Below are 13,508 nucleotides of genomic sequence, written 5' to 3' on the forward strand. Positions count from 1 at the left end.
GCACTCTCCACATCCGCCGCCGGGCCTCTCCGGGAGCCGAAGCGCGAACCGTTTCGCCCCCGGGGCGCCCGCGCCCATAGGATTGGCGCGAAAAGACCGAACTCACCCCCAGAGGATCGCTGCATGCCAGGCATCACGCGCGAGGAGGTCGCCCACCTCGGCCGGCTGTCGCGTCTGGAGCTCAAGGACGAAGAGCTCGACCACTTCGCCGGACAGCTCGACGCCATCATCGGCGCGGTCGCCCGCGTCTCCGAGGTGGCCGGCGAGGACGTACCGCCGACCTCCCACCCGCTGCCGCTGACGAACGTCATGCGCCCCGACGAGGTCCGACCCAGCCTGACCCCGGCGCAGGCGCTGTCCGGCGCGCCCGCCGAGGAGCAGCAGCGCTTCAAGGTGCCGCAGATCCTGGGGGAGGACTGATCACGATGACCGATCTGACCCGGCTCACCGCCGCCGAGACCGCCGCCGCGGTCGCCTCCGGCGAGGCCTCCGCCGTCGAGGTCGCCCAGGCCCACCTGGACCGCATCGCCGCCGTCGACGAGAAGGTGCACGCCTTCCTGCACGTCGACACCGAGGGCGCCCTGAAGGCCGCCAAGGCCGTCGACGACAAGCGCGCCGCCGGTGAGAAGCTCGGCCCGCTCGCGGGCGTCCCGCTGGCGCTGAAGGACATCTTCACCACCAAGGGCGTCCCGACGACCGTCGGCTCCAAGATCCTCGAGGGCTGGATCCCGCCGTACGACGCGACGCTGACCGCCCGCCTCAAGCAGGCCGGCATCGTCATCCTCGGCAAGACCAACATGGACGAGTTCGCCATGGGGTCGTCCACCGAGAACAGCGCCTACGGCCCCACCGGCAACCCGTGGGACCTCACCCGCATCCCCGGCGGCTCCGGCGGCGGTTCCTCCGCCGCCCTCGCCTCCTTCCAGGCCCCGCTGGCCATCGGCACCGACACCGGCGGCTCCATCCGCCAGCCGGCCGCCGTCACCGGCACGGTCGGCGTCAAGCCCACCTACGGCGGTGTCTCGCGCTACGGCATGGTCGCCTTCAGCTCCTCGCTGGACCAGGGCGGCCCCTGCGCCCGCACCGTCCTGGACGCGGCGCTGCTGCACGAGGTCATCGCGGGCTACGACCCGATGGACTCCACCTCCATCAACGCGCCGGTCCCGCCGGTCGTCGAGGCCGCGCGCAATGGCGACGTCAAGGGCCTGCGGGTCGGCGTCATCAAGGAGTTCGCGGGCGAGGGCTACCAGCCCGGCGTCATGGAGCGGTTCAACGAGTCCGTCGAGCTGCTGCGCGAGCTCGGCGCCGAGGTCGTCGAGCTGTCCTGCCCGTCCTTCCAGTACGCGCTCGCCGCCTACTACCTGATCGCCCCCTCCGAGTGCTCGTCCAACCTGGCCCGTTTCGACGGTCTGCGCTACGGCCTGCGGGTCGGCGACGACGGCACCCGCAGCGCCGAGGACGTCACCGCGCTCACCCGGGAGGCCGGCTTCGGCCCCGAGGTCAAGCGGCGCATCATGCTCGGCACGTACGCGCTCAGCTCCGGCTACTACGACGCGTACTACGGCAGCGCCCAGAAGGTCCGCACCCTGATCACCCGGGACTTCGAGCGTGCCTTCCAGCAGGTGGACGTGGTGATCTCGCCGACGACCCCCACCACCGCGTTCCCGATCGGCGAGCGCGTGGACGACCCTATGGCGATGTACCTCGCCGACCTGTGCACCATCCCGGCCAACCTGGCGGGCAACGCCGCCATGTCCGTGCCCTGCGGCCTCGCCTCCGAGGACGGGCTCCCGGTCGGTCTGCAGATCATCGCCCCGGCGATGGCCGACGACCGCCTCTACCGTGTCGGTGCGGCCGTCGAGGCGGCGTTCACCGCACGCTGGGGTCACCCGCTGCTGGAGGAGGCACCGATCCTGTGAGCAAGCTCGAGAAGGCCAAGGGCTTCAAGAAGAGCAAGTCCGGCACCTATCTGTCGATCGGCACGACGCTCTTCGGCGCGGTCGGGGTCGCCCGGCAGCTGAAGCGGGGCCGCGCGGAGAGCGACACGCTGCTGCTGATCGACGCGGTCGTCAGTGCCGCCGCCATCGCCACCGGTGTGGCCCTGCTGGTCCGCCAGCTGCGGCGGCTCGGCGACGATGACGTGTTGGCATCCTGACGGGGAACTGAGAGGTATCAAGACTGTGACCGTCACGGACCTGGTGTCGTACGAGGACGCGCTCGCGTCCTATGACCCGGTGATGGGCCTCGAGGTCCACGTCGAGCTCGGCACCAAGACGAAGATGTTCTGCGGCTGCTCCACGGCGCTGGGCGCCGAGCCGAACAGCCAGGTGTGCCCGGTGTGCCTCGGCCTGCCCGGCGCACTGCCCGCCGTCAACGCCACCGGCGTGGAATCCGCCATCAAGATCGGCCTCGCGCTCAACTGCGAGATCGCGCAGTGGTGCCGCTTCGCCCGGAAGAACTACTTCTATCCGGACATGCCGAAGAACTTCCAGACCTCCCAGTACGACGAGCCGATCGCCTTCAACGGCTATCTGGACGTCGCCCTGGAGGACGGGGAGGTCTTCCGCGTGGAGATCGAGCGCGCCCACATGGAAGAGGACACCGGCAAGTCCACGCACGTGGGCGGTGCCACCGGCCGCATCCACGGCGCCTCGCACTCGCTGCTGGACTACAACCGGGCCGGCATCCCGCTGATCGAGATCGTCACCAAGCCGATCGAGGGCGCCGGCGAGCGGGCCCCCGAGGTCGCCAAGGCGTACGTGACCGAGCTGCGCGAGCTGATCAAGGCGCTGGGCGTCTCCGAGGCCCGCATGGAGATGGGCCAGATGCGCTGCGACGTCAACCTGTCGCTGCGCCCGCACGGCACCTCGGCGTTCGGCACCCGCAGCGAGACCAAGAACGTGAACTCGCTGCGCAGCGTCGAGCGGGCCGTCCGCTTCGAGATCCAGCGGCACGCGGCCGTGCTCTCCTCCGGCGGCACGATCGTCCAGGAGACCCGGCACTTCCACGAGGACACCGGCTCCACCACCTCCGGCCGCATCAAGGAGGAGGCCGAGGACTACCGGTACTTCCCGGAGCCCGACCTCGTTCCCGTCGCCCCGGCACGTGAGTGGGTCGAGGAGCTGCGGGCCGGCCTGCCGGAGCTGCCGCGGGTGCGCCGCAGGCGCCTCCAGGAGCAGTGGGGGATCTCCGACCACGAGATGCAGTCGGTGCTCAACGCCGGCGCGATCGACCTGATCGTGGCCACCATCGAGGCGGGCGCCGACGCGGCCGCCGCGCGCAAGTGGTGGATGGGGGAGCTGGCCCGCCGCTCCAACGAGGACGGCGTGGAACTGACGGCCCTGCCCATCACCCCGGACCAGGTGGCCCGGGTGGCGGCGCTGGTGGCCGAGGGCTCCCTCAACGACAAGCTGGCGCGCCAGGTCATCGAGGGCGTGCTGGCCGGCGAGGGCGAGCCCGACGAGGTCGTCGAGAAGCGGGGCCTGAAGGTCGTCTCGGACGAGGGCGCGCTCGGCGCTGCCGTCGACGAGGCCATCGCGGCCAACGCCGCCGTCGCGGACAAGATCCGCGGTGGCAACCTCGCGGCGGCGGGCGCCCTCATCGGCGCCGTCATGAAGATCACCCGCGGCCAGGCCGACGCCAAGCGCGTGCGCGAGCTCGTACTGGAGAAGCTGGGCGTTTAGGGCTGATCCGGCACGGCCGGCACGGCCGGTGCGCTGCGAAGGGGCGGGCTCCGCAAGGGGCCCGTCCCCCTTTCGCGTCGCCGCAGGTCCGCCGCATGTAGGGGCGGCATAAATTCCCCTCACAGGGTGTGATTAAACGCACGAATCCGGCCAACGATCTTTTCTTCCTGGTTCAGTCGAGGACGTACATGTCGTGGTCCTCGCGGGCTCCACCCGGGCCTGAGCGATCCACGTGATCCCAGGGAGACCAATGGCTGCACTCGCCCGCTGGTGTCTCGACCGCAGGCTCGCGGTCGTTCTGCTGTGGCTCGTCGCCCTCCTCGGTCTGTCCACGGCGGCCCTGGTCGCCGGGTCGGCCTACTCGAACGACTACGACATCAAGGGCACCGACTCCAGCAGGGCCACCGCCCTGTTGAAGCAGGCCTTCCCGGGGTCGGCCGGCGACAGCGACACGATCGTCTGGCACACCGACAAGGGCACCGTCGGCGTCGCGTCGGTCAGGGAGCGGCTGACCGGCACGCTGGACAAGGTGGCGGAGCTTCCCGGGGTCGCCTCGGTGACCAGTCCCTACAGCACCGAGGGCGCCCGGCAGATCAGCGCGGACGGTCACACCGCCTACGCGACCGTGATGTTCGACCGGCCCTCGGACGACCTGCACGCCGACCAGGTGCAGAAGGTCGTCGACACGGCCCGGGCCGCCGCCGACGGAAACACCCAGGTCGCCCTGGGGGGCGGCGCCATCGCGCTCACCGAGGGCGGCGGCGGGCACCTGAGCGAGGTCGTGGGCGTCGCTGTCGCGGCCGTGGTGCTGCTGGCGGCCTTCGGCTCCCTCTTCGCGATGTTCATGCCGATCATCACCGCGCTGGTCAGTGTGGGCACGGCCTACATGGCGATCGAACTGCTCGGCCACCTGGTCCGGGTCGCCGACTTCGCGCCGATGCTCGGCATGCTCATCGGGCTGGGCGTCGGCATCGACTACGCCCTGTTCATCGTCACCCGCCACCGCAGAGGCCTCAAACAGGGCCTGCCGGTGCGGGAGGCGGCAGAGAAGGCGGTCGCCACGACCGGCAGGGCGGTGGTCTTCGCCGGCGGCACGGTCTGCGTGGCCCTGCTCGGCATGCTGATCCTGCGGCTGTCCTTTCTCAACGGCGTCGCGATCGCCGCCTCCCTCACCGTGATCCTCACCGTCGCCTCCTCGGTGACGCTGCTGCCCGCGCTGCTGGGCACGATCGGCATGAAGGCGCTCAGCCGCCGGGAGCGGCGCCGGCTCGTCGAGCACGGGCCGCAGCCGGAGCTGCCGACCGGGTTCGCGGCCCGCTGGTCCGTCTTCGTCGAGCGCCACCCCAAGATCCTCGGTGCGGTCGCCGCCGTGGTCATGCTCGTGCTGGCCCTGCCCACGACCTCCCTCCACCTCGGCGCCTCCGACCAGGGCAACAGCGCCGCGGGCACCACCACCCGCCAGGCGTACGACATGCTCTCCGAAGGCTTCGGCCCGGGCTTCAACGGCCCGCTGCAACTCGTCGCCAAGTCCGGCGACGCCGCCGACCGCGCGGCCCTGGAGCAGCTCACCGTGGTCCTGGGGCGCACCGAGGGCGTCGCTGCGGTGCACATGGAGCAGGCGCAGCACGGCAGCGGGCTGGACGTCGTCGACGTCGTCCCCACCACCTCCCCCCAGGACCAGGCCACCGACCGGCTCGTCGACCACCTGCGCCACGACGTCATCCCCAAGGCCACCGAGGGAACCTCGCTCGAGGTGTACGTCGGCGGGGTCACCGCGGGCTACGAGGACTTCGCCTCGGTGATCGTCGGCAAGCTGCCGCTCTTCGTGGGCTCCGTCATCGGCCTGGGCTGCCTGCTCCTGCTGCTGGCCTTCCGCAGCATCGGCATCCCGCTCAAGGCCGCGGTCATGAACGTCGCGGCCGTCGCCTCCTCTTTCGGCATCGTGGTCGCGGTCTTCCAGTGGGGCTGGGGGAGTGAGCTCCTGGGGCTGGGGGCCGCCGGACCGATCGAGCCCTTCCTGCCTGTGATCATGGTCTCGGTGCTCTTCGGGCTCTCCATGGACTACCAGGTCTTCCTCGTCAGCCGCATGTACGAGGAGTGGCGCGAGACCCGGGACAACCGCCGCGCGGTGCGGGTCGGCCTCGCCGAGACCAGCCGTGTGATCACCTCCGCCGCGGTCATCATGATCTCCGTCTTCCTGGCCTTCGTGCTCAGCGGCGACCGGGTGATCGCGATGTTCGGCATCGGCCTGGCGGCCGCCGTCGCGCTCGACGCGTTCGTCCTGCGGACCCTGCTCGTTCCGGCGCTGATGCACATGCTGGGCGATTGGAACTGGTGGCTGCCGCGGTGGCTGGAGAGTCGGCTGCCGAGGATCTGCGTCGAAGGACCGGCGGCGGATGTACCCGGCGCGGCTCAGGAGCCCGACTCCCGCAAGGCCCTCGGCATCTGAGCGTACGTCTGCCCAGGACTTCGATCCTGTGGCAGGATCGCCGGATGCTACGACTGACCGACTTCATCATCGATTGCCCGGACACCATGAAACTGGCGGCCTTCTACTCGAAGGTGGTGGGGCTCCCGGTCAAGGACGGCAGTAACGAGCACTGGGCCGGTATCACGTTCGGCGAGGTCGAACTGGCCTTCATCCAGGTGGAGGACTACCGCGCCCCGCAGTGGCCCGACAGCGCGCACCCCAAGCAGTTCCACCTCGACTTCGAAGTCGACGACATCGAGGCCGAGGAGCGGCGCGTCCTCGCCCTCGGCGCGACCCTGCAGCGAGACTGCGTCGGCCCCGAGGGCTACGGCTTCCGCGTCTACACCGACCCCATCGGCCACCCCTTCTGCCTCTGCCGCAACAAGGGTGTCACCTGGACCGATCAGGGCCCCGTCTGGACCAGGCGCGACGAGCAGGCCGCCTGTCGTGAGAGGTCGAACCGTTCGTTGACGGCGGCGACGTGGGCGGTGGCCGGGCACCGGACGGCGGGCTTGTCGAACCGGGTCGGCTGCCGCCCGCGACGTTGCACATCCCGCCCCCTCGGCGTCTTCGGTCAGCTCACGTCCAGCCGCAGGATGCGGTCGTCGCCCTTGCGCGGTTCGCCGCGGCCGTCGGTGTTGCTGGTGGTCAGCAGCAGCCCGCCGGCGGGATCGGTGACGACGGTGCGGAGCCTGCCGTACTCGCCGACGAGGAACGCCTGCGGGTCGGCCGCGGGCTTCGTACCCGCCAGGGGGATCCGCCACAGGCGGGCGCCGCGCAGCGAGGCCATCCAGATCGAGCCGTCCGCGTAAGCGATGCCGCTGGGCGACGCGTCGTCGGTGCGCCACTGCGCGACCGGGTCCACATAGCCGTCTCGGTGGGCGAGGCCCTCCACGACCGGCCAGCCGTAGTTCCTCCCCGGCTCGATCAGGTTCAGCTCGTCCCAGGTGTGCTGCCCGAACTCCGAGGCCCACAGCCTGCCCTCGCTGTCCCAGGCCAGACCCTGCACATTGCGGTGTCCGTAGGAGTAGACGACGGAGTCCGCCTCGGGATTGCCGTGCACGGGCTCGCCCTCCGGGGTCATCCTCAGGATCTTGCCGCCCAGGGACTTCTTGTCCTGCGCCAGGCCCTGTGCGCCGCTCTCGCCCGTGCCCGCGTAGAGCATGCCGTCGGGCCCGAAGGCGATCCGCCCGCCGTTGTGGATGGCGCCGTGCGGGATGCCGCGCAGGATCGTGTCGGGAGCGCCCAGCTGTTCCCCGGCCGGTTTCGACGGGTCGTAGAGCATCCGCGCGATGCGGTTGTCCGAGTCGGTGGTGAAGTACGCGTAGACCAGGCGGTCGGTGGCGAAGTCACGCGACACCGCGAGCCCCAGCAGGCCGCCCTCGCCGCCCGCGGAGACCCCGGGCACCGTACCGACGCGGGTCGCGCGGCCGCTGCCCGCGGCCACCCGGTCGATCCTCCCGGTGTCCCGGGAGGCCACCAGCAGATCGCCTCCCGGCAGCGCGGCGACGCCCCATGGAGTGCCGAGCCCGGTCGCGACCGTGCCGGTCACCTTCGCCGTGCCCCTCGCCGGGGCCGGGGACTCGTCGCCGCCGGCGGAGGCGGGTGCCGACGCGGTGGCGGAGGCCGGAGCGGAACCCGGGGGAGCCGGGGCGGAACCACCGCCGGCGGAACACCCGGTGGCGAGCAGCGCGGCACCGGCCAGCGCGGCGGTCACGACGGCGGCACGGCGTCCCACGTTCTTCTCCCCGAGGTTGTCCGGCTCGGAATCCAAGGACATCACATCTCTCGCTACACCGCCCGGCCGTTCGCGGTTCCCGCCACGCGTGACGGACGTCAGCGGTGCCTTTTCGGTCCTTCCGCCCCCAGGGGCGTCCCCGCGCCCGCGTGCGCCCCGGTGGTGACGGCCGCCCGGGCGGGCCCCGCCCAAGGGCCGCTCCGCACGGGCCCCGTCGCCGCGCCGGGTGTGCGCCGTACCGGCGGATTCGCGGTCAGTCCCAGGAGCCCCGCGCCGGAGGCAGCGCCGCGATCTCCGCGAAGTCCTCCGCGGTCAGCCGCAGTTCCGCGGCCCCGGCGTTCTCCACCGTCCACCGCCGCCGCTTCGCCCCGGGGATCGGCACGACCTGCGGGCCCTGGGCCAGCACCCAGGCCAGCGCGACCTGCGCGGGAGTCGCCCCGTGCGCTTCGGCGACCCGGCGCAGGCCCGCGACGATCGGCTGGTTGGCGGCCATCATCTCGGCGGTGAACCGGGGATGGCGGGCCCGTACGTCGTTCGGCTCGAAGCCCTGGCCGGGGGTGAGCGTGCCGGTCAGGAAGCCGTTGCCGAGCGGCATCGCCGCCATGAAGCCGACCCCGCGCTGGGTGCACCAGGGCAGCAGCGCGGCCAGCGCCTCGGGCGACCACACCGACAGTTCGGCCTGCACGCAGCTCACCGGGAAGACCTGCTGGGCACGGCGCAACTGCCGCAGTGTCTCGTCGTACATGCCCGCGCCCGCCCGCCGCGCCGCCCTCGCGCCCACCGCGCACCACCCCAGCGCCCGGACCTTCCCGGCCGCGACGAGCTCCGCCATCGCGCCCCAGGTCTCCTCGACCGGGACCTCGGGGTCGGCGCGGTGCAGCTGGTAGAGGTCGATCACATCGGTCTGCAGCCGGCGCAGCGACGCGTCGCAGGCCCGCTTCACGTACGCGGGGCGGCCGTTGGCCACCAGGTGCTGCTCGCCGACGAGCAGACCGCACTTGGTGGAGACGAAGACCTCCCGCCTGCGCTCCTTCAGCACCCGCCCCAGCAGCAGTTCGTTGGTGAACGGCCCGTACATGTCGGCGGTGTCCAGCAGCGTCGTACCGTGGTCGACCGCCGCGTGCACGGCCCGCAGCGACGACTCCCCGTCCTGCCGGGAGGCCGTGTAGGCCCAGCTCATCGGCATGCATCCCAGGCCTACGGCGCCCACCTCCAGAGCCGCCGATCCGACCGTTCTGCGCTCCACCTGGATGACCTCCGCTGACCTCTCGCGCCGCCCCACTGTGCCATAGCCTCCTGACCATGGCTGACATCACCCGGAACCACCGCCCCACGGTCTGGCTCCCGATCCCCGCGCAGGACGTCGAAGGTCTGCCCGCCGAACTCGACTACGTCTTCTGGGACGGCGAGGAGGAGTACCCGGCCGACCCCGCCGACGCCGCGTTCTATGTGGTGCCCTACATGAAGGGCCCGGAGGTCGCCGGCCGTCCGCTGCCCCGCATGTCCGCGCTGAGGGTCGTGCAGACCCTCAGCGCGGGCGTCGACCACGTCATGCCGTACCTCCAGCAGCTCTCCCCGGGTGTGCGGTTGTGCAACGCCCGCGGGGTGCACGAGACCAGCACCGCCGAGCTGGCCGTCACCCTGACCCTGGCGGCGCTGCGCGGCATCCCCCGCTTCGTGCGCGGCCAGGACGCGGAGGAGTGGCACGCCGGCTTCTATCCGGCCCTCGCGGACCGGCAGGTGCTCATCGTCGGCTACGGATCGATCGGCGCCGCCATCGAGGACCGGCTCGTCCCCTTCGAATGCCAGGTCACCCGGGTCGCGCGGCTGGCCCGGCGCTCCCCGCGCGGCCCGGTGCACGCCATGGAGGAGCTGCCCCGGCTGCTGCCCCGGGCCGACGCGGTCATCCTGTCGACCCCGCTCACCCCGGGCACCCACCACCTGGCCGACGCCCGTTTCCTGGCCGGGATGAAGGACGGGGCCCTGCTGGTGAACGTCGCTCGCGGCCCCGTCGTGGACACCGAGGCGCTCCTCGCGGAGCTGGAGGCCGGCCGCCTCCAGGCGGCACTCGATGTCACCGACCCGGAGCCGCTGCCCGCGGGGCACCCGCTGTGGCACGCTCCGGGCGTCCTGATCAGCCCGCACGTCGGCGGCAGCACCTCCGCCTTCCTGCCCCGCGCCAGGCGGCTGCTCCGCGAGCAGCTGCACCGCTTCACCACCGGCCAGGACCTCGTGAACGTCGTCATGACCACCTGAGTGCGTCTCTGGCACCGGGTGCCGCACGCGTGGGGCAGGGCGCTACCTGTGGTGACTCTGTGTAGAGGAATTATGTCCCTGAGTGACTGGACTGGTGTATCGTCCCGGACGGGGGAACACGAACGGCGTGGCCCGGTGTGCCGCGAACCGACGTGGAACGACTCAGGACTTGATGGGGGGCGACGGGCGATGCACGGCCAATGGAGAGAGCATCCGACGCTGGACCACGGCACACCGTGCCGGGGACGCTCACGGTTCCGCGGGACGACACCGTGAGCGCGCCCGGTGCGGTCCTCTCGCAGGCCTCCGCGCCGGGCAGACGGACCGGTCTGCTGCCCCAGATGCTGCTGGCCCTGCTCTGCGGCGGGTACGCCATCGGGTCGGCCTTCGGCTGGGGCTCGAGCCGCCTGGCCATGGTCATGGGCGACTTCGGGCTCTCCGCGGCCGCGCTGGCGGCGGCCGTCTCCTGCCTGGTGTACGTCCGCAGGGCAGCCGCCGACCGGCACCGCCCCGCATGGGCGCTGTTCGCCGTCTCCTCCCTCATGGTGGCGCTGGGCAACGGCATCTGGGGCTGGTACGAGGTCGTGCTGCAGGGCGATGTGCCGCGCACCTCGGTCGCCGACTTCTGCTTCCTGCTCTTCGCCCCGCCCGCGATCATCGGGCTTCTGGTGCTCGCCAAGCGGCCGGTCACCCGGGCCGGCTGGGTCTGCCTCGGCCTGGACGCCTGGCTCATCGGCGGCTCCCTGCTGACCCTCTCCTGGACCCTGGCCCTGGCCCAGACGGCCCTGTGGGAGGGGCACAGCACCGCGCGCATCGCCCTGTCGCTGGCGTATCCGCTGCTGGACATCACGCTGGTGAGCGTGGTGCTGGCGCTGCACTTCCGGCGCTCGACGGCGAACCGGGCGGCGGTGAACACGGCCATCGCCTCACTGGCGCTCACCGTGCTGTGCGACGCGCTCTTCACCTCGCCCCTGCTGCGCGAGCACTACACCTCCGGCCAGATCCTGGACGCGGGATGGTTCGCCGGCAGCATGCTGCTCGCCTACGCACCCTGGGTCGGTGGGCGGAGCTCCGCCGAGCGGCAGCAGGAGCAGGCCCACCGGGTGAGCGGCTCACTGGCGGCGCTGACCCCGTACCTGGCCGCCGCGGTCTGCGTGCTCGGCATCCTCTACAACGTGATCGACGGCCGCAAGAGCGACCGGGTGGTGCTCCTGACCGGCTGCGCCGTCGTCCTCGCCCTCGTCGTACGGCAGGGCATCATGCTGCTGGACAACATGGCCCTCACCCAGGAACTGGCCCAGAAGGAGAACCACTTCCGCTCGCTCGTGCAGGGCTCCAGCGACGTCATCATGATCGCCTCGCCGACCGGTGTACTGCGCTATGTCAGCCCCGCCGCCAAGGGGGTGTACGGCTGTGATCCCGAGACGTGGGTCGGCACCGAGTTCGCCACCCACATCCACCCCGAGGACCTGGGCCGGGTGGTGCACGAGGTGCGCCGCTTCCTGGCCGCCCACGCGGCCGAGGAGCCCGCCACCCGCATCGAGTGCCGTATACGGCACGGAGACGGCAGCTGGCTCAACGTCGAGTCGAGCGTCAACCGCCACCAGGGCGGCCTGATCTTCAACAGCCGCGACGTCACCGAGCGGGTCAGGCTCCAGGCCCAACTGCAGCACAACGCCGAGCACGACCCGCTCACCGACCTGCCCAACCGGGCCCTGTTCACCGAGCGGATCCGCCAGGCGATCGGCGGACGCCGGGCCGGCGACGGCGACACCGGCACCACAGCGGTGCTCTTCATCGACCTGGACGGCTTCAAGGCGGTCAACGACACCGTCGGCCACCAGGCCGGCGACGAACTCCTCGTGCAGGCGGCGCGACGCCTGCGCGACTCGGTGCGCGCCGGCGACACCGCCGCACGCTTGGGCGGTGACGAGTTCGCCGCCCTCATCCGCGGCACCAGCGCCGACCGCCATCTGCGCGAGTACCAGGTGCACGAGGTCGCCGACCGGCTCCGCGCCGCCCTCTCCGAGCCCTACCGGGTGGACGGCACGGATGTACGGGTGGCCGCAAGCATCGGAGTGGCCTTCGCCGACCCGGGGGTCAGCCCGGGGGAGCTGCTCCGCAACGCCGACCTGGCGATGTACCGGGCCAAGCAGGCCGGCAAGGGGCGGGTGGAGGTGTACGCGCCCGCCATGCAGGCAGAGGTGGTGCGCCGCGCCGAGCTCGCCGGACGGCTGCGCGCGGCGCTGCGGGACGGCGAGTTCGCCCTGCTCCACCAGCCCGTGGTCGACCTCGGCACCGGCGAGGTGACGGCGGTCGAGGCGCAGGCCCGCTGGCGCTCCGCGCAGGGCGTCCTCTTCACCCCCGCGGAGTTCCTGCGGGTCGCCGAGGACACCGACCGCACGGCGCAACTGGCCCGCTGGCTGCTGGAGGAGGCGGTGGACCAGGCCGCGCAGCGCCACGCGGCGGGCTGCCCGGTGCCCGTCGCCGTACGGCTGTCCACCCGGCGCCTGATGCACCGGGAGCTGCCCCCCAAGGACGTCGAGGCCCTGCTCGAACGGCACGGGCTGGCGCCGGACTCCCTCGTCCTGCAGGTAGCCGACCAGGACCCGCGGATCTCCCTGGACGAGCTGGAGCGGCGGCTGACGGCGCTGAGCCGGCTGGGGGTGCGCATCGCCCTGGAGGGGTTCGGCGCCGGCTTCGCACCCCTGGAGGCGCTGCGGCGGCTCCCCGTCGACGTGCTCAAGCTGGACCGGGGGCTCACCGAAGGCGTCGCGGAGTCGCCCCGGCTGTGGAAGATCACCGCCGGGCTGCTGCGCATCGCCGAGGACCTCGGGATCCGCTCGGTGGCCGAGGGCGTGGACCGCCCGGAGCAGGTGCTGGCCCTGCGCGAGCTGAACTGCACCCACGGCCAGGGCATGGCGTTCGCCGGGCCGCTGGACGAGCCCCGGCTGCGCTCCTCGCTGGCGTGCGGGGGCTATCCCGTGCCCGACGGGCCCGTCCCGCCGGAAGGCGGCCGCCCTTCCGGACGCGGCACCACCCAGAGGGCGGACGATTTGTGCTCACATACTGAGACCGCCGTCCCACCCGCTTGACACTCCAGGCTCGCGAGGAGGAAGGTCAATCCCATGCGCACCCGAATTCTCGTACTTGGACAGCGCGTCGGCTGACCCGGGCTTCTGACCGCCTCGTGGAAAGCGTCGACGCGCTCCCCTCGCCTGCCTCTGGCACGAGGGGTTTTTTGTTGCCTGGGAACCAGACATACCGCCCTCTGCACCCTCACACTCCTGAGAGATGAGAACCAGATGACCGAGCAGGCCACCGGGGCCCACCATCCGCAGCCGCGGGCCCGCGGCGCCGC

At 71.9% G+C, this 13,508-nt stretch carries 9 protein-coding genes and 1 pseudogene; 8 read left to right on the forward strand and 2 right to left on the reverse strand.

Annotated features, from left to right (window positions below):
* Positions 1–123 precede the first annotated feature (123 nt).
* From gatC to AC3ET4_RS26230, 6 genes and pseudogenes are all read left to right on the forward strand, one after another.
* Positions 124–420, forward strand: a complete 297-nt coding sequence (gene gatC, locus AC3ET4_RS26205) for an Asp-tRNA(Asn)/Glu-tRNA(Gln) amidotransferase subunit GatC (RefSeq protein ID WP_319131506.1) — start codon at positions 124–126, stop codon at positions 418–420.
* Positions 421–425: 5 nt separating this feature from the next.
* Entirely contained in the window at positions 426–1,919 is a 1,494-nt protein-coding gene (gatA, locus tag AC3ET4_RS26210; RefSeq protein WP_431953569.1) for an Asp-tRNA(Asn)/Glu-tRNA(Gln) amidotransferase subunit GatA, read from the forward strand.
* Positions 1,916–2,155, forward strand: a complete 240-nt coding sequence (locus AC3ET4_RS26215) for a hypothetical protein (protein WP_431953570.1) — start codon at positions 1,916–1,918, stop codon at positions 2,153–2,155. The genes gatA and AC3ET4_RS26215 overlap by 4 nt, the downstream gene beginning before the upstream one ends.
* Positions 2,136–3,683, forward strand: coding sequence for an Asp-tRNA(Asn)/Glu-tRNA(Gln) amidotransferase subunit GatB (gene gatB, locus AC3ET4_RS26220; RefSeq protein ID WP_431953571.1), 1,548 nt, complete (start codon positions 2,136–2,138; stop codon positions 3,681–3,683). Before AC3ET4_RS26215 ends, gatB begins: the two co-directional genes overlap by 20 nt.
* Positions 3,684–3,933: 250 nt before the next feature.
* A complete protein-coding gene (locus AC3ET4_RS26225; protein WP_431953573.1) occupies positions 3,934–6,132 on the forward strand; it encodes an MMPL family transporter in 2,199 nt (732 codons plus the stop codon).
* 44 nt (positions 6,133–6,176) lie between these two features.
* A pseudogene (locus tag AC3ET4_RS26230) lies at positions 6,177–6,587 on the forward strand (VOC family protein); the annotation flags it as partial.
* Positions 6,588–6,727: 140 nt separating this feature from the next.
* On the opposite strand, the gene AC3ET4_RS26235 reads toward AC3ET4_RS26230, so the two are convergent.
* On the reverse strand, positions 6,728–7,933 hold the full coding sequence (locus AC3ET4_RS26235) for a PQQ-dependent sugar dehydrogenase (RefSeq protein ID WP_431953575.1): 1,206 nt from the start codon (positions 7,931–7,933) through the stop codon (positions 6,728–6,730).
* Between the two features lie 211 nt (positions 7,934–8,144).
* On the reverse strand, positions 8,145–9,137 hold the full coding sequence (locus AC3ET4_RS26240) for an aldo/keto reductase (protein WP_431953577.1): 993 nt from the start codon (positions 9,135–9,137) through the stop codon (positions 8,145–8,147).
* Positions 9,138–9,193: 56 nt separating this feature from the next.
* Here AC3ET4_RS26240 and AC3ET4_RS26245 point away from each other — a divergent pair, with 56 nt between their 5' ends.
* Positions 9,194–10,147 (forward strand): 2-hydroxyacid dehydrogenase, encoded by a 954-nt coding sequence (locus tag AC3ET4_RS26245; protein WP_431953579.1) that lies wholly within the window; start codon positions 9,194–9,196, stop codon positions 10,145–10,147.
* A gap of 272 nt (positions 10,148–10,419) precedes the next feature.
* Positions 10,420–13,242: a putative bifunctional diguanylate cyclase/phosphodiesterase gene (locus tag AC3ET4_RS26250; protein ID WP_431953581.1), complete on the forward strand. Its 2,823-nt coding sequence runs from the start codon at positions 10,420–10,422 to the stop codon at positions 13,240–13,242.
* The last annotated feature ends 266 nt before the right edge of the window (positions 13,243–13,508 follow it).

It is taken from the genome of Actinacidiphila sp. bgisy167, assembly GCF_057707665.1.

Bases quoted from the DNA above. Each gene is read 5' to 3' on its own strand.
- AC3ET4_RS26245 (WP_431953579.1), top strand. From the start codon at position 9,194: ATGGCTGACATCACCCGGAACCACCGCCCCACGGTCTGGCTCCCGATC.
- AC3ET4_RS26225 (WP_431953573.1), top strand. From the start codon at position 3,934: ATGGCTGCACTCGCCCGCTGGTGTCTCGACCGCAGGCTCGCGGTCGTT.
- gatB (WP_431953571.1), top strand. From the start codon at position 2,136: ATGACGTGTTGGCATCCTGACGGGGAACTGAGAGGTATCAAGACTGTG.
- gatC (WP_319131506.1), top strand. From the start codon at position 124: ATGCCAGGCATCACGCGCGAGGAGGTCGCCCACCTCGGCCGGCTGTCG.
- AC3ET4_RS26235 (WP_431953575.1), bottom strand. From the start codon at position 7,933: ATGTCCTTGGATTCCGAGCCGGACAACCTCGGGGAGAAGAACGTGGGA.
- gatA (WP_431953569.1), top strand. From the start codon at position 426: ATGACCGATCTGACCCGGCTCACCGCCGCCGAGACCGCCGCCGCGGTC.